This is a genomic window from Streptomyces sp. NPDC004539 (assembly GCF_040610055.1).
Lineage (GTDB): Bacteria > Actinomycetota > Actinomycetes > Streptomycetales > Streptomycetaceae > Streptomyces.
In genome coordinates this window covers 130,836-154,122 of sequence record NZ_JBEXLS010000015.1, presented here as the reverse complement: position 1 = coordinate 154,122, position 23,287 = coordinate 130,836, and the positions used below count along the sequence as shown (strand labels likewise).

The window sequence follows — 23,287 nt, the reverse complement described above, 5'->3', positions numbered from 1 at the left end:
CCGGACACGTGCCGAACGTGCGCTGACCGACGCCCACCGACTGCTACCCTGCGTCGTCTCTTGCCCACGTTCGGTCAATTTCAGAGGTGTGCGTGAAGGTCGCCTGCGTCGGTGGCGGGCCCGCCGGCCTGTATCTCTCGATCCTGCTCAAGCGACGGAACCCGTCGTCCGACATCACCGTCCACGAACGCAACCCGGAAGGCTCCACCTACGGCTGGGGAGTCACCTACTGGCGTGAACTCCTCGAAAAACTCCACCACTACGACCCCGAGTCCGCCCGCCTGATCGACGCCGCCTCCGTCCGCTGGACCGAGGGCGTCGCCCACATCCGGGGCACCGCGACCCGCCAGCCCGGCGACGAGGGCCACGGCATCGGCCGCCACCGCATGCTGGAGATCCTCGCGGAGCGCGCCCGCGAACTCGGCGTCCGCCTGGAGTTCGAGTCCGAGGTCACCCCCGACAGCCTCCCCGACGCCGACCTCGTCGTCGCCGCCGACGGAGTCCACAGCGCCCTGCGCACCCGGCACGCCGACGCCTTCGGCGCCGACCTGAACGACGGCCGCAACGCCTACGTCTGGCTCGGCACCACCAAGGTCTTCCCCACCTTCACCTTCGCGTTCGTCGAGACCGACCACGGCTGGGTCTGGTGCTACGGCTATCCGTACGACGACGAGCACAGCACCTGCGTCATCGAATGCGCCCCCGAGACCGTCACCGGCCTCGGCCTCGACGGCGAGGACAGCCTCCCGGTGCTGGAGAAGCTGTTCGCCCACATCCTCGACGGCCATGCCCTGATCGGCCGCGAGCCCGGCCCCTGGCCCGCCTTCCGCACCCTCACCAACCGCACCTGGCACCACGGCAACGTCGTCCTTCTCGGCGACGCCGCCCACACCACCCACTACTCCATCGGCGCGGGCACGACCCTCGCCCTGGAGGACGCGATGGCCCTCGCGGACGCCCTCGACACGGGCGACCTCCCGACGGCCCTCGCCGCCTACGAGGCGCGGCGCAAGGCCGCACTGCTGTCCACGCAGAGCGCGGCACGCTACAGCGCCCAGTGGTACGAGAACCTCGCGCGGTACATCGACCTGCCGGCGGAGCAGATGTTCGCCCTGCTCGGCCAGCGCCACTCACCGCTCCTGCCGTACGTCCCGCCCCAGCTCTACTACCGGCTCGACCGTGCGGCGGGCTCCCTGGAGCCGCTGCTCCGGTTCAAGCGCTGGCTCGGACCGAAGCTCGCGCGAGGCGTCCACGCCCGCGTCCTGACCTCGCGGAAGTAGGCCCCGGGGAACGTCGGCTCCCTTTGGTGAATGGCGATTCACTGCTACGGTGAATCGCCATTCACCTGTTTCTTTCCGCGTTGGAGTGCCCCATGGGGTCGCCCGTCCCGATACCCGTCACCAGGCCCGACGGCCTCCGCAGCCGCCTCACGATCCCCGCCCTCGCCTTCGGCGGCATCCTCATGGCCGTCATGCAGACGGTCGTCGTCCCCCTCCTCCCCGACCTCCCGCGCCTCACGCACTCCTCCGCCTCGGCCGTCTCCTGGATGGTCACCGCCTCCCTCCTCTCCGGCGCCGTCCTCACCCCCGTCCTCGGCCGCGCCGGCGACATGTACGGCAAGCGACGCGTCCTCCTGCTGTCCTTCGCGATGCTCTCCGTCGGCTCGGTGATCTGCGCGCTCACCTCCGACATCGGCATCCTCATCGCGGCCCGCGCCCTCCAGGGCGCCGCCTCCGCCGTCGTCCCGCTCTCCATCAGCATCCTGCGCGACGAACTCCCCGCCGAGAAAAGGGGATCGGCCGTCGCGCTGATGAGCTCCACCGTCGGGATCGGCGCCGCGCTCGGACTGCCGGCCGCCGCCGTCGTCATCCAGTACTTCAACTGGCACGTCATGTTCTGGGTGACCGGGGTCCTCGGGGCGCTCGGCGTCGTCCTCATCCGGTGGGCGGTGCCGGAGTCGCCGCTGCGCGAGCCCGGACGGTTCGACGTGACGGGTGCGGTGGGGCTCGCGGTGGGGCTCGTGTGCCTGCTGCTCGCCGTGTCGCAGGGCGGGCAGTGGGGGTGGGGGAGCGGCCGGATCGTCGGGCTGTTCGCCACCGCCGTCGTCGTGCTCGCGCTGTGGTGGTGGCAGCAGGGGCGCGCCGAACGGCCGCTCGTCGACCTGCGGCTGGTGACCAGCCCGCGCGTGGGGCTCGCGCATGTCGCGGCCCTGCTCACCGGGTTCGCGTTCTACGCCAACTCCCTCGTCACCGCGCAGCTCGTGCAGGCCCCGAAGGAGACCGGGTACGGGCTCGGCCTGTCCCTCGTCGAGACCGGGCTGTGCCTGCTGCCGGGCGGGGTCATCATGCTGTTCCTCTCCCCGGTGTCCGCGCGGATCTCGGCGGCGCGCGGAGCACGGGTCACCCTCGCGCTCGGGACGGCCGTCATCGCCTGCGGATACGCCGTACGGATCGCCGACAGCCACTCGCTGGTCATGATCATGGTGGGCGCGGCGGTCGTCGCCACGGGGACGACGTTCGCCTACTCGGCGCTGCCCTCGCTGATCCTGGGGGCCGTGCCCGCCGGGCAGACCGCCTCCGCGAACGGGGTGAACGTCCTGATGCGGACCATCGGGCAGGCGGTGTCCAGCGCGGCCGTCGCGGCGGTGCTGGTGCACCACACGACACCGGTCGGCGGGCTGCCGGTGCCGACGCTCCACGGCTATCTGGTCGCGTTCTCCGTGGCGGGGGTGGTGGCGCTGGCGGCGAGCGCGGTGGCGCTGACCATTCCCCGGGAGGGGAGGACGGGGGAGGGCGTACGGGGGGTCCGGTCGTTGCGGGAGGGGGTGAAGGAGGGAGCATGAGGGCTGTGACCACTGTCCCCGCGCGGCGTGACGCCGAGACCACCAAGGCGGCGATCCTCAAGGCCGCCCGCCACCTCCTCGCCCGTCAGGCGCGGGCCGACATCACGCTGAAGGCGGTCGCCGAACGGGCGGGCGTGAGCGCGCCGCTGGTCCTGAAGTACTTCGGCAACAAGGAGGCGCTGTTCACCCGGGTGATGTCCTTCGAGGCGGACACGGAAGCCCTGCTGGACGCGCCGTTGGAGGAGCTGGGCCGGCACATGGTCCGGCGGGTCGTGCGCGGCCAGCGGGAGGAGGGCGCCGATCCCGTCCTGCGGATCGTCTTCGCCCCGCTGCACGGCGAGCACGGCGACGTCCTGCGCGCGAACTTCCGGGCCCAGGTGATCGACCGCCTCGCCGCACGCCTGCCCGGCGCGGACGCCGCCCTGCGCGCGGAACTCGCCGTCGCGACGCTGCTCGGGCTCGGGGTGATGAACGGGATCGCCCGGGGCGAGGTGGTGCGCGCGACGCCGGTCGAGGAGATCGTGGCCCGCTACGGGCCGACCGTGCAGGCACTGCTCACGGGACCGCCGGGAGGGGGCGAGTGAGACGGGCGGGCTGATCGGGACGGGCCGGCTGAGTCGGGCCGGTCGGGATGGGCCGGTCGGGATGGGCTCGCCGGGTCGGGTCAGCCGAACAGCCGGTCGTGCAGCGGCGCTCTGAACACCCCGTGCGGATCGAGCCGATCCAGCACCCCGGCCGCCTCCGCCCACGCCGCCCCGTACGACTCCGGCACGGCCGTCCCCAGCACCTCCGGGTCGGCCCACGCCGATGTGTCCGTGTACCCCCAGCCCTTGGACCACTCGACCCGCGCCAGCGCGTCCGTCCCGTCGAACGACGCCAGCAGGAACCGCTCCAGCTCGCGGTAGAACTCCTCGGCGTGCGGAGTGCCCGGCAGGGTCAGGATGTCCAGCCAGACGGCCGTGTCCCACTCGGGCCGGCCGGATACCGGACTCAGCGCGGAGATCAACGGCGCCCGGGCGCCCGCGTGTTCGGCCTCGGCCGGGTCGTCGAGACCGGTCACGCGGATCTCGACGGCGCCGTTGACCGGGAACTTCCCCTGAGCGGCGTACGCGTCTAGCTGACGTCGGTAGAAGTCCGCGAACTCCCGCACGACGCGCTGGACCTGAGGGCGTGACGTGAGGATCGCGTACCCGTTCGCGTGGACCCGCAGGGTCGTCGGCCTGACGTACAGCAGCGTGTTCTTCGACGGCCCCCACAGATCCGCGGAGAACGTCGCCGTGAGCCCCAGCACCGCCGCGTCGAGATGCGCGTTGCCCAGCACCGGCGCCAGATACCAGGCCGCGTCCGCGACGAGCCGCCCGGCGAGATCGGCGACCGGCGTGGGCAGGGTGTCGGAGAAGGGGTAGTTGTACGGCGCGTGGACCCGCCGGGACAGCAGCGGCTTGACCGGCTCCACGCTCCACGTCTTCAGCCACGGGAACTCGGTGAACGCGAACCAGATCGCCTCCACCCGCCCGGCGGAGTCCACGAAACTCGCGAACGTCCGCCCGCTCGCCCCGAACAGCTCCCGCGCCGGGACGTCCGTCCGGCTCACACACCGCAGACTGCTGTTCGCCCCCACTCGCAGCACCGCCTCGACGACCAGCGACCGCCCGAGATGCGTGAGCAGCGCCGCGCAGTCCGCCTCGTCCCGCCGGAACGTCCGCAGCGCGTACGCCTCCCCGTCCCACACGACCGCCGTCAGCTCCAGCACCCGGTTGCTCAGCGAGCCGTACGTCTGCCCCGGCAGCCGCGCCTCGCCGGTCGCGGGGACGGCCGTCCCGTGCCCGTCGACCGCGAGGACCCCGCCCAACGTCAGATCGCCCGGCGCGGGCGCGGCCGTCACCCCGAGGCCGTGCCCCTCCAGGAAGCCCAGCAGCGCCTCCATACGGACGCCCGTGCCGGCGCGGACGGCGGTGGGGGAGTCCAGGGCGAGGGCCGTGAAGCGGGAGGTGTCGAGGAGCAGGACCCGCGCGTCCGCCGGGGTGTCCTCGGCCAGCGTCAGCGGGGCCCAGCCGTGCGAGGCGCCCCGCGGGCGGACCGTCCAGCCCCGCGCGTGCGCCCAGTTGACGGCGGCCACCGCCTGCGCCGGGGTCGCCGGGACGCAGGCCCACAGGCCGACGGCGACGATCGTGCCGTCCCAGTTGCGGTACGCGGAGCGGCGGACCTCCACGCCGGACGGGAAACCGGGCAGCTCCGAGGCGGCGGCGGCCGGATCGGCGGCCAGCAGCACCAGAGCGGCGGCGGCACCGCCGAGGAACCCGCGGCGGCTGGGGAGGTTCCCCGAGGGAACGAGGCGATCAGTCACAAGATCACGGTAGGCGCATACGTCCGTATATCGGCCGTCTGGCCGAACAGATCACCCGGACGAGTGACACGGGACCGTGTGTCGCTCCCATTTCCGCCCCGACCGGCCCTGATGACAGACTGCGCCCATGGAGCAGCGCGCATTCACCCGCACCGACCTGTCCGCATCCGTCATCGGCCTCGGCACCTGGCAGCTCGGCGCCGACTGGGGCGACGTCGACGAGAAGGAGGCCCTCGCGGTCCTGGACGCCGCCGTCGAGTCCGGCGTCACCTTCCTCGACACCGCCGACGTCTACGGCGACGGCCTCAGCGAGCAGACCATCGCGACGTTCCTGCGCGCCCGCCCGGAACTCGACGTCTTCGTCGCCACCAAGATGGGCCGCCGCGTCGAACAGCTCCCCGAGAACTACGTCCTCGACAACTTCCGCGCCTGGAACGACCGTTCACGCCGCAACCTGGGCGTCGACCGCCTCGACCTGGTCCAGCTGCACTGCCCGCCCACCCCCGTCTACTCCAGCGACGAGGTCTTCGACGCCCTCGACACCCTCGTCGCGGAGGAGCGCATCGCCCACTACGGCGTCAGCGTCGAGACCTGCGCCGAGGCGCTCACCGCGATCGCCCGCCCCGGCGTCGCCAGCGTCCAGATCATCCTCAACCCGTTCCGCCTCAAGCCCCTCGCCGAGGTCCTCCCGGCCGCCGAGAAGGCCGGCGTCGCGATCATCGCGCGCGTACCGCTCGCCTCCGGCCTGCTCTCCGGGAAGTACACGAAGGACACCGTCTTCCCGGCCAACGACCACCGCACCTACAACCGGCACGGCGAGGCGTTCGACCAGGGCGAGACCTTCTCCGGCGTCGACTACGCGACCGGCGTCGAGGCGGCCGTCGAGTTCGCGGGCCTCGCCCCCGAGGGCGTCACCCCCGCCCAGCTCGCCCTGCGCTGGATTCTCCAGCAGCCCGGCGTCACCACCGTCATCCCCGGCGCCCGCACCCCCGGACAGGCCCGCGCCAACGCGAGCGCCGCGGACCTGCCCGAACTGGACGCCGCCACCCTGGCCTCGATCCGCGACCTGTACGACCGCCGGATCAAGGACCAGGTCGAGAACCGCTGGTAGCGGCCCCCTTTCCCGAAAGGCGCTACTCCGCGCCGCGGGCCGTGCGCAGGGAGGCGATGCAGCTTCCGATCGCCTCCTGCAACTCCTCCAGCTGCTTGACCATGTCGTCCTCGTAGAAGTCCTGCGCGTCGTCGAAGGTCAGCTCCTCGAACACCTTCGTGGCCCGCTGGAGGCTGCTGTAGAACTTCGTGCGCCGCTCCTGGACCCGCAGTTCGGGATCGGCCTCGACGGTCTCCACGACGAGGTTCTTCATCGTGTCGTACGCCTCGGACGCCCACTCACCGGCGTCCTCGTCCTCGTTGAGTTCGTCGATCAGCGACAGATGCCGCTCGGCCTCCTCGCGCAGCGACTTCGGCGCGTCGATCGTCTGCCCGGCCGGGGTCTTCACCTGACCGGACTCGGCGATCTGCCGGACGTACCCGATGCGGTCGGCGGAGCGGCTCTCCGTCGCGACGGCCTTCTTCAGGTCGTCGGTGCGCACGACGTCCCGGGCCAGCTCGGCCTGGAGCGTCGGGTCCTCCTTGATGCGGTCCAGGAGAGCGGCGCGGGCGGCCCGCGCGGTGGACGGGTCGGCGAGGATCGCGGCGCGCAGGGCGGTCGGGTTCTCGGCGACCTCCAGGGCCTTCGTCGGCCGGATGCCCTCCGCCTCGGCCGCCTCCGAGATCGCGGCGCCGCGCTCGGAGGTGGCGCTGGAGCGGGAGACGTAGTAGCTCAGCCAGACGTCCGCCTCCGGGAGCTGGACGTCCTGTCCCGGCTCCAGCTCCTCGAACTGGGGGACGAGACCGTCGTCGGCGGCCCGGTCCCACGCCTTGTAGTAGCGCATCACGCGCTCGGGGGAGCACTCGGCGAGCTCGGCGAACTCCTTCGCCGACACCTTGTCGCTCTCGCCCGCGGCCTGGCCGCCGGGCCGCACACTGCGCGCCACCTTCAGCCCGAAGGCCCAACCACCGGTCCGCGCGTACGCGCCGAACTCCCGCGCGTCCCGCACCACGGCGTCGGCGAGCGGGGCGAACTCCACCTCGGCGGGCATCTCGGACGGGTCGATCGCCAGGGTCACGGAAGACTCCTCAAAAGAACTGCCGGGCATACGAACATGCAGACCGGCAGCCTATATCGACCCGTTGATGCGCCTTTGGCAAGACCCGCGCGGCCGGGCCCCACTCGGCTGAAACGTTCGCTCGATCAGGCCGGAAGGGCGGCTCAGTTGGGCTTGAACGTCTTGAAGAACGTCTTGAGCGCCTCGACGTTGGCCGGTCTCTCCCACTCCGCCTCGGGCGTCGTCCACCGCAGCGAGAACCCGGAGTGGCCGCCGGTCAGGAACCCCCGCCCGAAGGTGCGCAGCGCCTTGCCGTCCGCCTCCTTCACGACCCACTCCATGTCGGCCGCCTTGAATCCTTGGTACGTCGTCGCCCGGATCTCCCCGATCCGCCGGAACCCGCCCGCCTGCCGCAGCTCCGGCTCGACGGTGTCCCGCCACACCTCGACCGGGTCGGAACCGAGCTGTGTGCTGTAGGTGACGGCGAGCGTCCGGTCGTCGCCCTCGGCCCCGAACGTCACCCGGTACGCCAGATCGCCCTGCTTGGAGGTCTCGATCCGCTTCCACCCCTTGGGCAGCGCGATGGAGAAGCCCTCGGGCGCGCGGTAGACCGTGAACTCGGCGGTGGGAGCGGGGGAGGGCGTCGGTGACGCGGGCGCCGACGTGGCGGACGGCGTGGGTGTAGGGGAGGGCGCGGGAGGGGCGCTCTGCTCGACTTCGTTGTCAGGCGGAGCCGCCGCGGTGGCCGACGGCCGGGCCTGCGCGTCCGTCCCGGCGTCCTCCGTCCCCGGCAGCTGGTGCGTCGCCGCCAGCGCCGCGACGGCGACCGTGACGACCGCGAGCGCCGTCCCCGCGGCCATCGCCCGCCCCCGCCACTGCGGTGCGCCGTGCAGCATGGCGTAGGCGCGCCGCAGCCGGGGCGCCGGGGTGAGGTGCGGGTTCTCGTCGAGGGTCCGGGTCAGGGACTGGCGCAGGACCGTCCGCGTCAGCCGCTCCCGGGAGTCCTTGCGCAGCAGGCCCTGGACGGTCCCGGCGAGCGGACCGGCCCGCACGGGCGCGCGCAGCGGGAGCCGGTCCACGCCCCGCAGGGTGGCGTCGGGCCGGTCCCGGTCCCGGAACGGGGGCCGCCCCTCCAGCAGCGTGTACAGGATCGCGCCGAGCGCCCACAGGTCCGCAGCGGGGCCGATCCGCTCGTCGCGGGCCTGCTCCGGCGAGGCGTACGACGGGGCTGCGACCCGGGGCGCGAGCGTCGCGCCGACCAGGCCGAACCCGGTGAGGACGACGGGGCCGCGGTCCCGGACGAAGATCTGGCCCGGACTCAGCTCGCCGTGCGTGATGCCCTCGCCGTGCGCCGCCTCCAGGACGTCCAGCACCTCCAGGGCGATCGCCGCCGCCCGCGCGGGGTGGAACGAGCCCTGCTGGTCGATGAGCTGGCCGAGCGGCAGTCCGTCGATCCACTCGGTGACCGTCCACAGCGAGCCGTCCTCCGCGACCGTGTCCAGCACCGCCGCGATCCGCCCCGGGCACAGCCGGGTCATCGTCGCCGCCATGCGCCGCACTCCCTGCGCGGCGTGCCGCCCGTCCTCCTCGGCCGTGCCCTCCGGCAGCCCGATCCGCGTGACCAGGCAGGGCCTTCCGTCCTCCGCGTCCTGCCCGTACCAGCTGACGCGGTTCGTCTCCCGTTGGACGACGTCGAGGAGGAGGTATCTGCCGGCGATCAACTCGTGCGTGGAGACGTGCGCCTTGACCATGGTCATCCCTCGCTGAACCCCCGGAGTCTCTCTCCCTTTCCCAGTGGTACGGCGCGCGGGGCGCGAAGCGTTCAAAGGAACCGCGATTTCCGGGGCGAATCTGTCTTTCATTCAAAAGCGGCGCCGCGCGCGGGGAAACGTATGTGCGAGAAAAGCGGATTCAGGCGCCGAATAGCTGCGTCCAGTACGTCCCCGAGGGGCCGCCGCCCGCGAAGCCGACACCGAGGTGCGTGAAATCCGCCTTCAGGATGTTGGCCCGATGTCCCGGACTGTTCATCCAGCCTTCGACGACCTCGGCGGGGGACCGCTGGCCGCAGGCGATGTTCTCCCCGATCGACCGTTTCGCGGACCCCGCCGCCGCTGCCCGGTCCCAGGGCTGGGTGCCCTCCGGGGAGGTGTGCGAATAGAATGCCCGGGCCGCCATGTCGACGCAGTACGCGCGCGCCGCGCGGGCCAGCGGCCCGTCGGGAGCGAGGGGCCGCAGCCGTGCCTTCGCCCGCTCCCGGTTGGTCAGTTCGAGCACCTCGGCCTCCGCGCGGTCCAGGCCCGCCGCGGTGAGCGGGCTCGCCCACAGCGCCGTCCAGTACGCGCCCGCCCGCGCCACCCCCGCGTGCGTGAACGCCGGGTCCTGGAGCGTACGGCGGGGCTGCTCGGCGCCGAGGCAGTACTCGACGAACTCGGCGTGCGTGCGGGGCCCGGAGACGAGGTGCTCGCCGACGGCGAGGTACGTGAACCCGGCGGCGGTGATCCGCTGGAACACCGAGACGCCGTCCCGCCCCTCCACGCCGAGCTGCCCGGCGGCGGCCATCGCGGCGGCGTGCGCGTGGGCGGCGGAGGTGAGCCGGGGGTCGAGTGCGACGGGCGGTGAACCGGCCCGCGCGCGGGCGGGGTTGACGAGGGCGAGGAAGCCGTCGGGGTCGGAGGAGGCGGGGGAGGCTGAGGGGTGGCCCAGGGAGGGGTGGTGGCGGGCCGGGCGGCCGGGCGCGGCACCGGCGCCCTGCCGGGGTCCGTGGGCGCCCCGGGAGGGCGCCGCCGCGTGTCCGGGCGCCCCGACGGCCGTGGTCCCCGCCGGGGTCTCCTCCTCGACGTCCACCCCGAAGTCCCGCGCCAGGCCCGCCAGTCCGTCCGCGTACCCCTGGCCCAGCGCCCGCACCTTCCAGGCGCCCGCCCTGCGGTAGACCTCCGCGAGCAGCAGCACCGTCTCCTCGCGCACGGGCGCCGGGGTGAAGCGGGCCAGGACACGGCCCCGGGGGTCGGTGACCTGGAGGGTGGGGGAGGGGAGCCGGGCCAGCGCGGCGCCCGGGTCCGCGGGGCTCACCACGAGCGTCACGCGCGTGGCCCCGCGCCGCAGGGCCGCCGGGTCCAGGGTCAGCGCGTCCCCGTGGAGCCGGGCCCCGGGGACCGCCGGCTGGTTGAAGAACACGAAGTCCGCGTCGCCGCGGACCTTCCCGCCGTCGTCCGTGATCAGGGCGCTGACGTCGAAGGGGCCCGGTACCCGGAAGGTCCACGCGCCGCTCGGGAGGGCCGTGTTGCCCCCGGGTACCAGTTCGCTCATCCGTGCCGCCCCGCTGTCGCTCCGTACTGCTCCGACAACGGACGGCCCCGCGTCACGGTTCCCGCCGGTCAGTCCAGCGCGACGTCCGGCGCGAGGTCGTCGTACCGCTCCTCGACCGGTGCGGGGGAGATGCGGGACTGTGCGCGCTTGCCGCAGAACGCCGACTCCAGTGTGCGGAGCATCGTGTTGTGCACGCGCGAGCTGTTGGAGGCGTTGGCGAGGGCGGCGAGGCTGCGGCGGCCGTCCTTGGTGGTGAACGCGTAGCTGTAGTAGCCCTGGACGGCGCCCGTGTGGCCGTAGACCGAGACGCCGCAGGAGAGGGTGCGGCGGCGCAGGCCGAGGCCGTACGCCTGGGAGGTGCCGGCCGGGACCCACTTCTGCATCTGCGCGAGCTGCGCCGCCGACATCAGCTTGCCGCGCATCAGGGCCGACAGGAACGTGTCGAGGTCCTTCGCGCTGGAGATCATCGCGCCCGCGCTCTGCGCCCAGGAGACGGTCTGCCGGGTCGCGTCGACGTAGGGAGCGCTCGCCTTGCCGGTGGTGAGGTACCCGCGTGTGTGGCGGCCCGGGATCGCGGTGCCGGGGTGGACGTACACGGTGTCGTTCAGCTTCAGCGGCTTGATGACGCGTTTCTGGTACTCCGTCGCCACCGAGTGCCCGGTGAGCTTCTCGATGAGCATTCCGGCGACCACGAAGTTCGTGTTGGAGTACCGGTAGGGGCCGCCCGGTTTCGTGGTCCGCGCGTGGCTCAGGGAACGGGCCACGAGTTGCCGGTAGGTGAAGACTTTCGTGCGGACCGCCTCGAATCCGGAGACGGAACTGGCGAACATGTCGTTGCTGTAGTCGTACAGTCCGCTGCGGTGGCTCAGGACGTGCCGGACGGTGATCCGGTTGTCCGGCAGCAGGTTCGGCAGGTACTGGTTGACGGGGGCGTCGAGGCGCAGCTTGCGCTCGTCGACCAGTTGCAGCAGGACGACCGCCGAGAACACCTTCGTGACGCTCCCGATCCGGAACCGGTCGGCCGTACTGAGCGCCCGTCCCGTCGAGCGGTCCGCGACGCCCACGGTGACCTGACGGACCGTGCCGTGGTCGTCGATCCGGGCCAGCGCCCCCGGCGCCCCCTGCTGCTGCGCGGCCTTGAGGACGCCGCGCAGTGCGGTCATGTCGGGTACGGGGGCCGCCGCGGCGTGCGCGGGGCCGTTGAGCAGGGACAGGAACACGGCTCCCGTGAGCGCTCCGCCGGCGAGCCCTCTCCACCTCACGCGCGTCAAGTTTCCTCCGCTGTCTCACCTCTGCACGGCCGACGCACGGTCACGAAAACGTGACCGTGCGTCGCTGACGTGCCTCAGTATCGCCGTGTGAGACGCGGAAACCGATGACCCGCGCGCGGGATTTGTCCTACCGGTGCAGGGAGCGCGCCCAGTCCGCCGGAACCCGCCCCTCGGGACCCGGCGCCGCCTGGCCCTCCGGGTGGTTCAGGGGCGGCGCCAGCGCGGGCCCCGTCTCGTGCAGCTCGTCGCGCGCGTAGTCCCAGAACCAGCCCTCCCCGGGCTCGTAACTGCGCACCACCGGATGCCCGGTGGCCTGGTAGTGCCCTGTCGCGTGCTGCCCCGGCGAGGAGTCGCAGCAGCCGACGTGCCCGCACTGCGTACAGCGCCGCAGGTGGAACCACCACCCGCCCGCAGCGTCGCAGTCCACGCACCCCGGGCCGCTGGGCGGCACACTCGGGTCGACACCGGCGAGTTCGGTCATGAGGGGTCCTCCTCCGGGAGCGGTGCGGTCAGCGGCAGCAGCACCTGGAAGCGGGTGTCCCCGGGGACGGACTCCACCTGGAGGCTGCCGTGGTGCTTGTTGACGACGATCCGCCACGAGATGTCCAGCCCCAGGCCCGTGCCCTCGCCGACCGGCTTGGTCGTGAAGAACGGGTCGAAGATGCGGTCGCGGATGTCGGCGGGCACCCCGGAACCGGTGTCGCGGAACTCCACGAGCAACTGCTCGCCCTCCCGCGCCGTACGGATCGTCAGGGTGCCCTCGCCGCCCATCGCGTGGACGGCGTTGTCGATGAGGTTCGTCCACACCTGGTTGAGTTCCGCCGGGTATGCGGGAACTTCCGGGAGTGTCCGGTCGTACTCCTTGACGACGGTGATCTGTTTGCCGAGCTTGCCGGAGAGCATGAGGAGGGTGCTGTCGAGGAGTTCGTGGACGTCGACGTCGCGGAAGGGGGCGCGGTCGAGCTGGGAATACTGCTTGGCGGCGTCGACCAGGTGCGAGATGCGGGTGGTGGAGTCCTCGATCTCGGACATCAGCAGCTCGGTCTCGACCGTGTAGTTCAGCCAGCCGACCGCCCCCGGCAGGATCTCCTCGCCGACGGCCCCGGCGACCTGCTCCAGCCAGTCCGTGTCCAGCCCGGCCTGCACGAACGTCGGCGCGAGCTGCCAGCCCCCGGCCACCCCGTGCTCGTCGAGCCAGTCGGCGACCACATCCTCCCGGTCGGACGCCTCCAGCGGGCTCAGCGCGGGCGCCTTGCCCACCCGCTCGGCCGTCCGCTCCTGGATCTCGATCAGCCGGGTCAGCGCCTCCCGGTCGTACGGTCCCGAAGCGATGATGGCGAGCTTGTGCCGCATCTTCGCCACCCGCTCCCGCAACGACGCCGTGGCCCGCACCGCCGCGGCGGCCGGGTTGTTCAGCTCGTGCGTCAGCCCCGCCGACAACGAGCCGAGGGCCAGCAGGCGTTCGCGCTGGGCGACCGTGCGCTGCGTGTTGCGCGAACCGAAGAACATGCCCTCCAGGAGGTGCACGGCCATCGGGAACCAGTCCTGCATCATCACCGAGAACGCCTCGGCCGGCATCACGAAGAACCGGGACGGCTCGGTCACCCGCATCGACCCCGCGTACACCTGGGGCACCCGGTCCCCGAGGAACGCCTGCATCGACCCCGAGTACACACCGCGCTGCGAGGTCCGGTTGACCTCCACGTCGTCCCCGCCGACCCGCCGCGACAGCACGACGGTGCCCTCGATCATCACGTAGAAACAGGTCGCCGGCTCGCCCTCGCCGTACACCGGACCGGGCTCGAACTTCTCCACCCGGCCCGCCGCGCACAGCCTCCCCAGCTGCTCCGGCGCCAGCTTCTCGAACAGGAACAGCGACCCGATCTCCGCCGGGTCGCAGGGCAGGACGACACCGCTCACGACTGCTCCAGGTATCGGTGGACGAGCATCACGGCCATGGCTCCCTCTCCTACGGCGGACGCGACCCGCTTCGCGGACTCCGCGCGCGCGTCACCCGCGACGAACACGCCCGGGACGCTGGTCTCCAGGTGGTACGGCGGCCGGTCCAGCTCCCAGCCCGCCGGGGGCAGCCCCTCCGGCGTCAGATCGGGACCGGCCAGGATGAACCCGCGCCCGTCCCGCAGCACCGCCTCGTCCAGCCAGTCCGTCAGCGGCGCCGCCCCGATGAACACGAACAGCCACTGCGCGTCGACCAGTTCGCTCGCCCCGCTCGCGGTGTCCCGGAGAGTCAGCTGCTCCAGGTGGTCCGCGCCGTGCGCCGACTCGACGACCGTGTGCGGGCGCACCGAGATGTTCGGCGCCTGCTCGATCTGCTGGATCAGGTAGTGCGACATCGACGCCGACAGGTCCGGCCCGCGCACCAGCAGCGTCACCGACTTCGCGCCCTTGGCCAGGTACATCGCCGCCTGCCCGGCCGAGTTCGCGCCGCCCACGATGTACACGTCGTGCCCCTGGCAGGACGGCGCCTCCGTCAGCGCCGACCCGTAGAACACCCCGCGCCCGGTCAGCTCCCCCGCCCCCGGGCACTCCAGCTGCCGGTACGACACCCCCGTCGCGAGGATCACGCTGTGCGCGGCGACCGACGACCCGTCCGCGAACCGCACCACCCGCGCGGAACCGCTCACATCGAGGCCCGTCACCTCCCGCGCGGTGAGGATCTCCGCCCCGAACTTCGCCGCCTGCCGCCGAGCCCGCTCGGTGAGCTGACCGCCCGACACCCCGTCGGGGAAGCCCAGGTAGTTCTCGATCCGCGAACTCTGACCCGCCTGCCCGCCGGTCGCCGACCGCTCCACGAGGACCGTCCGCAGCCCCTCCGACGCCCCGTACACAGCCGACCCGAGCCCCGCCGGACCGCCGCCGATCACCACCAGGTCGTAGAAGTCGGCCGTCGGAGTCGTCGCGAGACCCACGCGCGCCGCCAGCTCCGCGTCGCCCGGCTCGACCAGGGGCGTCCCCTCCGCCGTGATCACCAGCGGCAGCCGCTCCCCGTCCGCGCCCGCCGCCGCCAGCAGCCGGCGGCCCTCCGGCTCGTCCGAGGAGTACCAGCGGTAGGGCACCTGGTTGCGGGCCAGGAACTCCCGCACCTCCGAGGAGCGCGCCGACCAGCGGTGCCCCACCACCTTCGTCGTCGGCACCGGCCGGTGGTCGCTGCGCCGCCACGCCTCCAGCAGATCGTCCAGGACCGGGTAGAGCTTCTCCTCCGGCGGGTCCCACGGCTTCAGCAGGTAGTGGTCCAGATCGACGACGTTGATCGCGTCGATCGCCGCGTTCGTGTCCGCGTACGCCGTCAGCAGCACCCGGCGGGCCCCCGGATACACGTCCAGGGCCTGCTCCAGGAACTCGATGCCGTTCATCTGCGGCATCCGGTAGTCGGCCAGGATCACCGCCACCAGGTCGCCGCGCAGCTTCAGCTCCCGCAGCGCCTCCAGCGCCGTCTCCCCCGACTCGGCGCGCACGATGCGGTGCCCCGCGCCGTAGCGGCGCCTCAGATCGCGGGCGACGGCTCGGGAGACCCCCGGGTCGTCGTCCACGGTCAGGATGACGGTCCGCGCCGTCTCGGCGGCCTGTGTCATACGTCTCCCACCCCGTGCGGTCAGGTCCAGGGCATGCCGCCCTCGTCGACTGCGGCCATCGTAGGGTCGAAGGACGACGATCGCTCGGCCTCGCGGGCAGCCGCGGGCCACGACCGAGGGAGGCGACCGCATGACGGCCCCGATCACGGCCGGTTTCGACGGCACCGAGGAGAGCCTCGCCGCCCTGTCCTGGGCGGCCCGCGAGGCCGTACGGCAGGACAGGGCGCTGAGGATCGTCCACGCCTGGGAGGTCCACCCGGACGCGACGGTCGACCACGCGACCCAGGAGGGCTGGGCCCGGGACGCGGTCGCCGCGGCGGCCCGGGAGACCGCCGGACGGCATCCCGGGCTCGACGTCGTCACCGACTCGGTCGAAGGCCCCGTCGTCGAGACGCTCACCGGCGCCGAGGGCCTCCTCGTGCTCGGCTCGCGCGGACACGGCGCGGTCGTCGGGTTCCTGCTCGGCTCGGTCGGGCAGCAGGTCGTCGCGGACGCCGCCCACCCCGTCGTGCTGGTGCGCGCCGGGGACGACGCGGCGCACGAGGCCGCCGGGCTGGACGTCGTCGTGGGGCAGGAGGGCGAGCCCGAGGACAGCGCCGCCGCCCTGGAGTTCGCGTTCGGGACGGCCGCCGCGCGCGGAGCCGTCGTCCGCGTCGTCCGCGCCTGGACGCTGCCCCCGCTGTTCGCCTACAGCCCCGGCTCCCTCCGGCTCCTCGACGAGGTCGGCGGACCCGAGCCGTACGAGCAGCAGGCCCTCGCCGACGCCGTACGGCCCTGGCGGGAGCGGTATCCGAAGGTGCCCGTCGTCGAGCACGTCGAGATGGGCAGCGCCGGGCAGGTGCTCCTCGCGGCGGCCCGGGCGGCGCAGCTCGTCGTCGTGGGGCGGCGGGCCCGGCGGACGGCCGTGGGCGCGCGGATCGGGTCCGTCGCGCACGGCGTGCTGCACCACGCGCCCTGCCCGGTGGCCGTGGTGCCGCACGCCTGAACCCGCTTATTCGGGGAGCGTCGGCACCAGGGTCTCGCGGGCCTTGGGCAGGATGTTCTTGATGTAGTCCGTGACGGCCGTGTCGAGCCCGATGTCGTGCTGCGCGCGCTCGGACAGGTACCAGCGGTGCTCCAGCAGCTCGTGGTAGATCTCCGCCGGGTCCATCTGGCCGCGCACCTCGATCGGCACCTCGCGCACGGTCGGCCGGAACACGTCCCGCACCCAGCGGTGCGCCAGCACCTCCGGGCGGGCGGCGAGGGGGTCGCCCGGGGCGTAGTCGTCCTGGGTGGCCATCCAGGACTCCAGGTCGCTCAGCAGCCGCCGGGCCTGGTTCTCCTCCGTGTCCAGCCCCGTCAGCCGCAGCAGCTGGCGCTGGTGGTGGCCGGCGTCCACGACCTTCGGCACGAACGTGACCGTGTCACCGTTGGAGGAGTGCTCGATCTGCATCTCGGCGACGTCGAAACCGAGTTCGTTGAGGCGCCGGATGCGCCGCTCGATGAAGTGGTACTTGCCCGCCGGGTACACCGAGGTGCGGGTCAGCTCCTCCCACAGCTCGCCGTAGCGGCGGAAGATCTCCTGGCCGAACTCGATCGCGTCGATCGACGGGTGCAGGGCGCCCGACGCCTCCAGGTCCAGCAGCTCGCCGCTGATGTTGACGCGCGCGAGGTCGACGTCGTACTCCCGCTGCCCGGTGGACAGCTGCGGGTGCAGGTCGCCGGTCTCGGCGTCCACCAGGTACGCCGCGTAGGCGCCCGCGTCGCGGCGGAAGAGGGTGTTGGACAGGGAGCAGTCGCCCCACGCGAACCCGGCGAGGTGCAGCCGGACCAGGAGGACGGCGAGGGCGTCCATCAGCCGGTGCATCGTCGCGGGCCGCATCGTCGTCTCGAACATCGACCGGTACGGCTGCGAGCCCCCCAGGTGCCGGGTCACCAGCACCGACTCCAGGGGCTCGCCCTCCTCGGTGGTGCGGCCCGTCACGACGGCCAGCGGATCGACCGCCGGGATGCCCAGCCGGTCCAGGTCGCGCAGCAGCTCGTACTCGCGCAGGGCGGGCCGCTCGGCCAGCTCCTTCACGGCGATCACCTCGTCACCCGCGCGCGCGTAGCGCACGACGTGCCGCGAGATGCCGCGCGGCAGCGGGACGAGAACCTCCTCGGGCCACTCCTCCAGCGGAACGTCCCACGGCAGCTCCAGCAGGAGGGCCGGATGCTCCGGAGTCGTCGCACTTATCTGCAAAGCCATGGCCTGACCTTAAACGTCCTGCCCCCGCGCCCGACGTGCGGCATCGCCGATGTCGCCCCGGTGCAGCGGACCGTGCCCCGGAAGGACGACGTCGCCGTCCAGCTCCTCGAACACGGCGAGGGACGCGACGGCCCTCTCCCGCTCGTGGTGGAACATGTCGGGCAGCAGTTGCGGACCCTTCCGGCGGGACGTCGGATGGCCGCTGACCAGGGCGTCTCCGGAGATCACCGCGCCGATGCCGGGCAGGTGGAAGGCGCAGTGGCCGAGGGTGTGCCCCGGGGTGTGCACCGGCACCGGACGGCCCGGCAGGTCCAGCGCGCCGGACGAGGGGAACGCCTGCGGGGAGGCCACCCGGGTGTCGGTGGTGCCGCCCGAGCGGATCGCGTGCACCGCCCACGGCAGCACACCGGGCCGCCAGCCGTTCCTCAGCACCGTCCCGACCGTGACCTGGTGGAGGAACTCCCGGCGCGCGTGCGGCACCTCCGCCTCGTGCAGGTACACGGGCGTGCCGTACGCCGAGCGCAGGAACTCCGCGTTGCCGAGATGGTCGGAGTGGGCGTGGGTGACGAGCACCGCCGCCACCGCCTCCGGGGCGCTGCCGACCGCCGTGAGGGAGGCGAGGAGCGCCTCGCGGTCACCGGGGTAGCCGGTGTCGACGAGCGTGACCGCGTCGCCGTCGCCGAGGACGACCCAGTTGGTGTTGCTGCCGCGCACGAGATACGTCCCGTCGGCGACCTGCTGTACGTCTGGCTGCATGTGCTGGTCCTGTGGGGGGTGAGGTCCGAGCGGATCACCCACAGCAAAGCAGATCAGCGGGCGGGCTCCGGTGGAGGGGTGGCCGCTTCCGGCTGCCCCGGCCGCATCCCGAACAGGAACCGCGTCACCCGCGTACGGCGCACCCCCCACTCGTACAGCACGAGCACCGTCACCAGCGAAGCCGCCACGATCGCCGCGTACTCGACGACGATCGGCGCCTGCCGGCCGACGATCCCGTAGGCGTACGCGACCACCACCGGCTGGTGCAGGACGTACAACGGCAGCGCCGCGGCCCCCAGATACGCCCTCACCCGCCCCGGAGGCTCCCCGGCACCGTCCTCCCGGGGGCGCGGCCGGTCCAGGTGTCCCAGGATCGCCAGGACCAGGCACCAGCCGGCCGCCGTGAACAGCGCGCGGGTGGCCAGCGCGAGCGGCGTCCACGCCGTGAACGGGTCCTCGTCCGCAGCGAACCCCGGCGTCGTCGCCGCGAACAGCACCGCCCCCGCGATCCCGAGCGGCCGGGCCGCCGCCCGCATCGCCGCCCGCACCCCCTCGTCCCCGGCGAGCGTGAAGCCGTACAGGAAGAACACCAGGCACGCCCAGTGGTGCCAGGCCGCGTACTGGACCTCCATACCCGCCAGGACGTGGATCAGGAGCAGCGGCACCAGCGGCAGGAGCAGCAGCGCGGGACGGCGTGCCACGGCGGGCGCCACCCTGTCGGCGAGCCCCGCGAGCCGTGCCGCGCACGGGGCCAGCAGCAGACAGAACGCCAGCAGCAGGAGCACGAACCACAGATGCCCGGTCTCGAAATAGCGCCCGTCGACGACGAACGGGAAGTCCGCCGGGTCCAGGCGCACCGTCAGGAAACGTGGCCAGAAACGCCAGTACGACTCCGTGTACGACGGGTCCGCCGCCCGCAGCCGCAGCCACTGGGGGAGCGGGTTGAGCGCGAGCGTCGTGAACACCAGCGGCACCCCGAGCCGCAGCAGCCGCTCCCGGGCGAACCCGCCCGCACCCCGGTGGCGCACCGAGTACCGGGCGCCGGTCCCCGCGACGAGGAACAGCATCGGCATCGCCCAGACCACCCCGAACCCGGCGAGGAACGTCACCACCTCGGTCCGCTCCCGGTTGCGGACGTAGAAGTCGCCCTCGGTGGCGAACACCAGCCCCGCGTGGAAGAAGACCAGCCCGATCACCACGAACGTGCGCAGCGCGTCGAGTTCCCCACGTCGGGCGGTCACCCGGCTCAGTGTCGGCGCTCCCGCGCGCGGACGACAGGGCTCCGGCACACCTCATCGCACCCCGCGCGGGCGGAACTGGACGCTGATCCGTGGCCCCGCCGCGCGCGTGCTCTTCGGCACCGCGTGCTCCCACGTGCGCTGGCAGGAGCCGCCCATCACGATCAGGTCGCCGTGCCCCAGCGGACGGCGCACCGCCTCGCCGCCGCCCACGGGACGCAGCAGCAGGTCACGGGGCGCGCCCACGGAGAGGATCGCGACCAGCGTGTCCTCCCGGGCACCCCGGCCGATCCGGTCGCCGTGCCAGGCGACGCTGTCGCGGCCGTCCCGGTAGTGGCACAGGCCCGCCGTCACGAACGGCTCGCCCAGCTCGCGCGCGTAGTGCGCCGACAGAGTCTCCCGCGCCTCGGTCAGCACCGGGTGCGGCAGCGCCCGGCCCGCGCCGTAGAACGCCAGCAGGCGCGGGACGTCCACGACGCTGTCGTACATCGTCCGCCGCTCGGCCCGCCACGGGACGGTCCGCGCCAGCTCCTCGAACAGCGTGTCCGAGCCGGCCAGCCAGCCGGGGAGGACGTCGATCCAGGCGCTCGCGTCGAGGTGGGTGCGGCGGGCGGCGGCCAGCGGGCTCAGGCGCGGGTCGTCGGTCTGGTCGAAGAGGGACGGCTGGAGGTGGGGCATGAGCCCAGGGTAACCCTGAATCGAATACCCGTTCGAGTGGGAAATCGTCGAGACCCTGTTCGATACATCGGTGTATCCGATACATTCGCGTATGGAACAAGGTTGCGAAGGGAGGTGAGGTACGGAGATGACCGACGGCGAGCCCGCCCCGCGCGTCACGCGACGCCGGGTCCGCACCCGCGCCAAGCTCCTGGCCGCCGCCTTCGACGTCTTCGCCGCCAAGGGGTTCGGCCGGGTCTCCATCGAGGAGATCTGCGAGGCCGCCGGATACAGCCGGGGCGCCTTCTACTCCAACTTCGACAGCCTCGACGAACTCTTCTTCGCCCTCTACCGCCAGCGCGCCGACCTCATCGCCGACCAGGTCGCCGGGGCCCTCGCGCAGGACGGCCCCGGGCTCGACGTCCCGCAGGCCGTCGACCGCGTGACGGACGTCCTCCTCCTCGACCACGACTGGCTGCTCGTCAAGACCGACTTCCTCGTGCACGCCGCCCGGGACCCGGAGGTCGCCGAGACCCTCCTCGGGCACCGCGCGCGCCTGCGCGGCGCCATCACCGACCGGCTCGCCGAGACGCCCGTCCCCCCGGTCCTCGGCACCGCCCCCGCCGCCGCGCACGCGGTGATCGCCGCCTACGACGGCGTCACCACCCAACTCCTGCTGGACAAAGACGTCGAGCGCGCCCGCGCCTGGCTGAAACAACTGCTCACCGCGCTGCTGACGGACGGCAGCGACACCATCGGATGAAGGGACGGGCGTCATGGACGCGGACGTCATCGTCGTAGGAGCCGGACTCGCCGGACTGGTCGCCGCGCACGAACTGACCAGCAGGGGCCGCCGGGTCGCCCTGGTCGACCAGGAGAACGCCGCCAACCTCGGCGGACAGGCGTACTGGTCCTTCGGCGGGCTCTTCCTCGTCGACTCCCCGGAACAGCGCCGCCTCGGCATCAAGGACTCCCTCGACCTCGCCTGGAGCGACTGGCAGGGCAGCGCCGGCTTCGACCGCACCGAGGACGAGGACTCCTGGGCGGTGCGCTGGGCGCGCGCCTACGTCGAATGGGCGGCCGGCGAGAAGCGGACCTGGCTCGCCGGGCACGGCATCTCCTTCGTCCCCACCGTCGGCTGGGCCGAGCGCGGCGACCTGCGCGCCGACGGCCACGGCAACTCCGTCCCCCGCTTCCACGTCGCCTGGGGCACCGGCACCGGCGTCGTCGAACCCTTCGTCAAGTACGCCAAGCAGGCCGCCAAGGACGGGCTCCTCACCTTCCACCACCGCCACCGCGTCGACGGACTGGTCATCGAGGACGGCACGGCCAAGGGCGTGCGCGGCACGGTCCTGGCTCCTGACGACTCCGCGCGCGGGGTGGCCTCCAACCGGGACGCGATCGGGGAGTTCGAACTCACCGCGCAGGCCGTCGTCGTCACCTCCGGCGGCATCGGCGGCGACCACGACATCGTCCGCCGGTACTGGCCCGAGCGGCTCGGCACGCCGCCCGCCGAGATGGTCACCGGTGTCCCCGCCTACGTCGACGGCCGCATGCTCGACATCAGCGCGGAGGCGGGCGTCCGGCTCGTCAACCGCGACCGGATGTGGCACTACACCGAGGGCATCCAGAACTGGAACCCGGTCTGGCCCGGCCACGGCATCCGCATCCTGCCCGGACCGTCCTCGATGTGGTTCGACGCGCTCGGCCGCCGCCTGCCCGACCCCTGCCTGCCCGGCTACGACACCCTCGGCACGCTCAAGCACCTGAGGACCACCGAGGACATCGCCGGGTACGACCACTCCTGGTTCGTGCTCTCGCAGAAGATCGTGGAGAAGGAGTTCGCGCTCTCCGGGTCCGAGCAGAACCCCGACATCACCGCGAAGGACCGCAAGGCGGTGCTCCGCGACCGGCTCCTCGGCAAGGGCGCTCCCGCCCCCGTGCAGGCGTTCCTCGACCACGGCGCCGACTTCGTCATCGCCGACACCCTGGAGCGGCTCGTCGAGAAGATGAACGGCCTCACCGACAAGCCCCTCCTCGACGCGGACACCCTGCGCCGGCAGATCAAGGCCCGCGACCTCCAGATCGCCAACCCCTACAGCAAGGACGCCCAGGTCCAGGGCATCCGCAACGCCCGCCGCTACATCGGCGACCGCCTCGGCCGCGTCGCCACCCCGCACCGCATCCTCGACCCCTCCGCCGGCCCGCTCATCGGCATCAAGCTCCACATCCTCACCCGCAAGACCCTCGGCGGAATCCAGACCGACCTCGACTCCCGCGCGCTCGCCGCGGACGGCACGCCGATCGCGGGGCTGTACGCGGCCGGTGAGGTCGCCGGGTTCGGCGGAGGAGGCGTCCACGGCTACAACGCCCTGGAGGGCACGTTCCTCGGAGGCTGCCTGTTCTCGGGGCGGGCCGCGGGGAGGGCGGCGGCGGAGCAGACGCGGTGAGGTGAGAGGGGAGTGGGCTGAGGGGGCGACTGACAGCCCCTCAGCTCAACACCCGCGCCAGCACCGCCGCATGACTGCTCCCCGGCTCCTTCGCCGACGTCAGCAGTGTCACCGGCCCCCGTGCGGCCCACTCCCGGACCTGTTCCAGGAGCCGGGCCGCCTCGGGGGCGGTCAGCTCGGCCTCGTACCGCCGTGCGAACTCCTCGTACGAGCCCTCGCCCGCGTGGTACCAGCGGCGCAGCTCGGTCGACGGAGTCATGGCCTTCGGCCACTCGTCGATACGGGCCGCCTCTTTGGTCAGGCCGCGAGGCCAGAGGCGGTCGACGAGGACGCGGAGCCCGTCGTCCGGCTCGGCGGGGTCGTAGACACGGCGGACTCGGACGCTCATACGGGTGAGCCTAGGCCCCCGAAAGGTGATCACACTCCGTGGTTTGACCTGAATGGGGGACGAAC

General features: G+C 72.7%; 20 protein-coding genes. 7 read left to right on the top strand and 13 right to left on the bottom strand.

What is annotated here, in order from left to right:
* The first annotated feature begins 86 nt into the window (after positions 1 to 86).
* The 3 genes from ABZX85_RS28820 to ABZX85_RS28810 all read left to right on the top strand — a co-directional run bounded on the left by ABZX85_RS28820 (position 87) and on the right by ABZX85_RS28810 (position 3,426).
* Positions 87 to 1,280 carry an FAD-dependent monooxygenase gene (locus tag ABZX85_RS28820; RefSeq protein WP_355874521.1) on the top strand — a complete coding sequence of 398 codons (1,194 nt, stop codon included), beginning with the start codon at positions 87 to 89 and terminating at the stop codon, positions 1,278 to 1,280.
* Positions 1,281 to 1,372: 92 nt separating this feature from the next.
* Positions 1,373 to 2,842, top strand: a complete 1,470-nt coding sequence (locus ABZX85_RS28815; protein ID WP_355874519.1) for an MFS transporter — start codon at positions 1,373 to 1,375, stop codon at positions 2,840 to 2,842.
* The gene (locus tag ABZX85_RS28810; RefSeq protein ID WP_355874516.1) at positions 2,839 to 3,426 is read left to right on the top strand and encodes a TetR family transcriptional regulator; all 588 of its coding nucleotides are present in this window, start codon (positions 2,839 to 2,841) and stop codon (positions 3,424 to 3,426) included. Before ABZX85_RS28815 ends, ABZX85_RS28810 begins: the two co-directional genes overlap by 4 nt.
* 80 nt (positions 3,427 to 3,506) lie before the next feature.
* Here the strand turns inward: ABZX85_RS28810 and ABZX85_RS28805 are convergent, their stop codons facing one another.
* The gene (locus ABZX85_RS28805) at positions 3,507 to 5,189 is read right to left on the bottom strand and encodes a cholesterol oxidase substrate-binding domain-containing protein (protein WP_355874514.1); all 1,683 of its coding nucleotides are present in this window, start codon (positions 5,187 to 5,189) and stop codon (positions 3,507 to 3,509) included.
* Between the two features lie 127 nt (positions 5,190 to 5,316).
* Here ABZX85_RS28805 and ABZX85_RS28800 point away from each other — a divergent pair, with 127 nt between their 5' ends.
* A complete protein-coding gene (locus ABZX85_RS28800) occupies positions 5,317 to 6,300 on the top strand; it encodes an aldo/keto reductase (protein ID WP_355874511.1) in 984 nt (327 codons plus the stop codon).
* 22 nt (positions 6,301 to 6,322) lie between these two features.
* Here ABZX85_RS28800 and ABZX85_RS28795 read toward each other — a convergent pair whose 3' ends face one another.
* The 7 genes from ABZX85_RS28795 to ABZX85_RS28765 all read right to left on the bottom strand — a co-directional run bounded on the left by ABZX85_RS28795 (position 6,323) and on the right by ABZX85_RS28765 (position 15,506).
* The gene (locus ABZX85_RS28795) at positions 6,323 to 7,330 is read right to left on the bottom strand and encodes a hypothetical protein (RefSeq protein WP_355874738.1); all 1,008 of its coding nucleotides are present in this window, start codon (positions 7,328 to 7,330) and stop codon (positions 6,323 to 6,325) included.
* A gap of 170 nt (positions 7,331 to 7,500) precedes the next feature.
* The gene (locus ABZX85_RS28790; RefSeq protein ID WP_355874509.1) at positions 7,501 to 9,093 is read right to left on the bottom strand and encodes a serine/threonine-protein kinase; all 1,593 of its coding nucleotides are present in this window, start codon (positions 9,091 to 9,093) and stop codon (positions 7,501 to 7,503) included.
* Positions 9,094 to 9,247: 154 nt separating this feature from the next.
* Positions 9,248 to 10,642, bottom strand: a complete 1,395-nt coding sequence (locus ABZX85_RS28785; protein ID WP_355874506.1) for a CAP domain-containing protein — start codon at positions 10,640 to 10,642, stop codon at positions 9,248 to 9,250.
* Positions 10,643 to 10,710: 68 nt separating this feature from the next.
* On the bottom strand, positions 10,711 to 11,913 hold the full coding sequence (locus ABZX85_RS28780; protein ID WP_355874504.1) for a serine hydrolase domain-containing protein: 1,203 nt from the start codon (positions 11,911 to 11,913) through the stop codon (positions 10,711 to 10,713).
* Positions 11,914 to 12,040: 127 nt separating this feature from the next.
* A complete protein-coding gene (locus ABZX85_RS28775) occupies positions 12,041 to 12,394 on the bottom strand; it encodes a UBP-type zinc finger domain-containing protein (RefSeq protein WP_355874502.1) in 354 nt (117 codons plus the stop codon).
* Entirely contained in the window at positions 12,391 to 13,833 is a 1,443-nt protein-coding gene (locus tag ABZX85_RS28770) for an ATP-binding protein (RefSeq protein ID WP_355874500.1), read from the bottom strand. Before ABZX85_RS28770 ends, ABZX85_RS28775 begins: the two co-directional genes overlap by 4 nt.
* Positions 13,830 to 15,506, bottom strand: a complete 1,677-nt coding sequence (locus ABZX85_RS28765) for an FAD-dependent oxidoreductase (RefSeq protein ID WP_355874497.1) — start codon at positions 15,504 to 15,506, stop codon at positions 13,830 to 13,832. The genes ABZX85_RS28770 and ABZX85_RS28765 overlap by 4 nt, the downstream gene beginning before the upstream one ends.
* A gap of 130 nt (positions 15,507 to 15,636) precedes the next feature.
* On the opposite strand from ABZX85_RS28765, the gene ABZX85_RS28760 reads away from it, so the two are divergent.
* A complete protein-coding gene (locus ABZX85_RS28760; protein WP_355874494.1) occupies positions 15,637 to 16,491 on the top strand; it encodes a universal stress protein in 855 nt (284 codons plus the stop codon).
* Between the two features lie 6 nt (positions 16,492 to 16,497).
* On the opposite strand, the gene ABZX85_RS28755 is transcribed toward ABZX85_RS28760, so the two are convergent.
* The 4 genes from ABZX85_RS28755 to ABZX85_RS28740 are packed head-to-tail and all read right to left on the bottom strand — an operon-like array spanning position 16,498 to position 20,405.
* The gene (locus ABZX85_RS28755) at positions 16,498 to 17,733 is read right to left on the bottom strand and encodes a DUF4032 domain-containing protein (RefSeq protein ID WP_355874492.1); all 1,236 of its coding nucleotides are present in this window, start codon (positions 17,731 to 17,733) and stop codon (positions 16,498 to 16,500) included.
* Positions 17,734 to 17,742: 9 nt separating this feature from the next.
* Complete coding sequence (locus tag ABZX85_RS28750) at positions 17,743 to 18,489, bottom strand: MBL fold metallo-hydrolase (RefSeq protein WP_355874489.1); 747 nt, start codon at positions 18,487 to 18,489, stop codon at positions 17,743 to 17,745.
* Between the two features lie 53 nt (positions 18,490 to 18,542).
* On the bottom strand, positions 18,543 to 19,730 hold the full coding sequence (locus ABZX85_RS28745) for an acyltransferase (protein WP_355874487.1): 1,188 nt from the start codon (positions 19,728 to 19,730) through the stop codon (positions 18,543 to 18,545).
* Positions 19,731 to 19,781: 51 nt separating this feature from the next.
* Positions 19,782 to 20,405, bottom strand: coding sequence for an alpha-ketoglutarate-dependent dioxygenase AlkB (locus ABZX85_RS28740; RefSeq protein WP_355874484.1), 624 nt, complete (start codon positions 20,403 to 20,405; stop codon positions 19,782 to 19,784).
* Positions 20,406 to 20,532: 127 nt separating this feature from the next.
* On the opposite strand from ABZX85_RS28740, the gene ABZX85_RS28735 reads away from it, so the two are divergent.
* Positions 20,533 to 21,147 carry a helix-turn-helix domain-containing protein gene (locus tag ABZX85_RS28735; RefSeq protein ID WP_355874481.1) on the top strand — a complete coding sequence of 205 codons (615 nt, stop codon included), beginning with the start codon at positions 20,533 to 20,535 and terminating at the stop codon, positions 21,145 to 21,147.
* Positions 21,148 to 21,160: 13 nt separating this feature from the next.
* Complete coding sequence (locus tag ABZX85_RS28730; RefSeq protein ID WP_355874478.1) at positions 21,161 to 22,834, top strand: FAD-binding dehydrogenase; 1,674 nt, start codon at positions 21,161 to 21,163, stop codon at positions 22,832 to 22,834.
* Positions 22,835 to 22,874: 40 nt separating this feature from the next.
* Here the strand turns inward: ABZX85_RS28730 and ABZX85_RS28725 are convergent, their stop codons facing one another.
* Positions 22,875 to 23,222: a DUF488 family protein gene (locus ABZX85_RS28725; protein ID WP_355874475.1), complete on the bottom strand. Its 348-nt coding sequence runs from the start codon at positions 23,220 to 23,222 to the stop codon at positions 22,875 to 22,877.
* Positions 23,223 to 23,287 lie beyond the last annotated feature (65 nt).

Bases quoted from the DNA above. Each gene is read 5' to 3' on its own strand.
- ABZX85_RS28735 (WP_355874481.1), top strand. From the start codon at position 20,533: ATGACCGACGGCGAGCCCGCCCCGCGCGTCACGCGACGCCGGGTCCGC.
- ABZX85_RS28740 (WP_355874484.1), bottom strand. From the start codon at position 20,405: ATGCCCCACCTCCAGCCGTCCCTCTTCGACCAGACCGACGACCCGCGC.
- ABZX85_RS28765 (WP_355874497.1), bottom strand. From the start codon at position 15,506: ATGACACAGGCCGCCGAGACGGCGCGGACCGTCATCCTGACCGTGGAC.
- ABZX85_RS28725 (WP_355874475.1), bottom strand. From the start codon at position 23,222: ATGAGCGTCCGAGTCCGCCGTGTCTACGACCCCGCCGAGCCGGACGAC.
- ABZX85_RS28760 (WP_355874494.1), top strand. From the start codon at position 15,637: ATGACGGCCCCGATCACGGCCGGTTTCGACGGCACCGAGGAGAGCCTC.
- ABZX85_RS28790 (WP_355874509.1), bottom strand. From the start codon at position 9,093: ATGACCATGGTCAAGGCGCACGTCTCCACGCACGAGTTGATCGCCGGC.
- ABZX85_RS28795 (WP_355874738.1), bottom strand. From the start codon at position 7,330: ATGCCCGCCGAGGTGGAGTTCGCCCCGCTCGCCGACGCCGTGGTGCGG.
- ABZX85_RS28785 (WP_355874506.1), bottom strand. From the start codon at position 10,642: ATGAGCGAACTGGTACCCGGGGGCAACACGGCCCTCCCGAGCGGCGCG.
- ABZX85_RS28800 (WP_355874511.1), top strand. From the start codon at position 5,317: ATGGAGCAGCGCGCATTCACCCGCACCGACCTGTCCGCATCCGTCATC.
- ABZX85_RS28775 (WP_355874502.1), bottom strand. From the start codon at position 12,394: ATGACCGAACTCGCCGGTGTCGACCCGAGTGTGCCGCCCAGCGGCCCG.
- ABZX85_RS28815 (WP_355874519.1), top strand. From the start codon at position 1,373: ATGGGGTCGCCCGTCCCGATACCCGTCACCAGGCCCGACGGCCTCCGC.
- ABZX85_RS28750 (WP_355874489.1), bottom strand. From the start codon at position 18,489: ATGCAGCCAGACGTACAGCAGGTCGCCGACGGGACGTATCTCGTGCGC.
- ABZX85_RS28810 (WP_355874516.1), top strand. From the start codon at position 2,839: ATGAGGGCTGTGACCACTGTCCCCGCGCGGCGTGACGCCGAGACCACC.
- ABZX85_RS28730 (WP_355874478.1), top strand. From the start codon at position 21,161: ATGGACGCGGACGTCATCGTCGTAGGAGCCGGACTCGCCGGACTGGTC.
- ABZX85_RS28755 (WP_355874492.1), bottom strand. From the start codon at position 17,733: ATGGCTTTGCAGATAAGTGCGACGACTCCGGAGCATCCGGCCCTCCTG.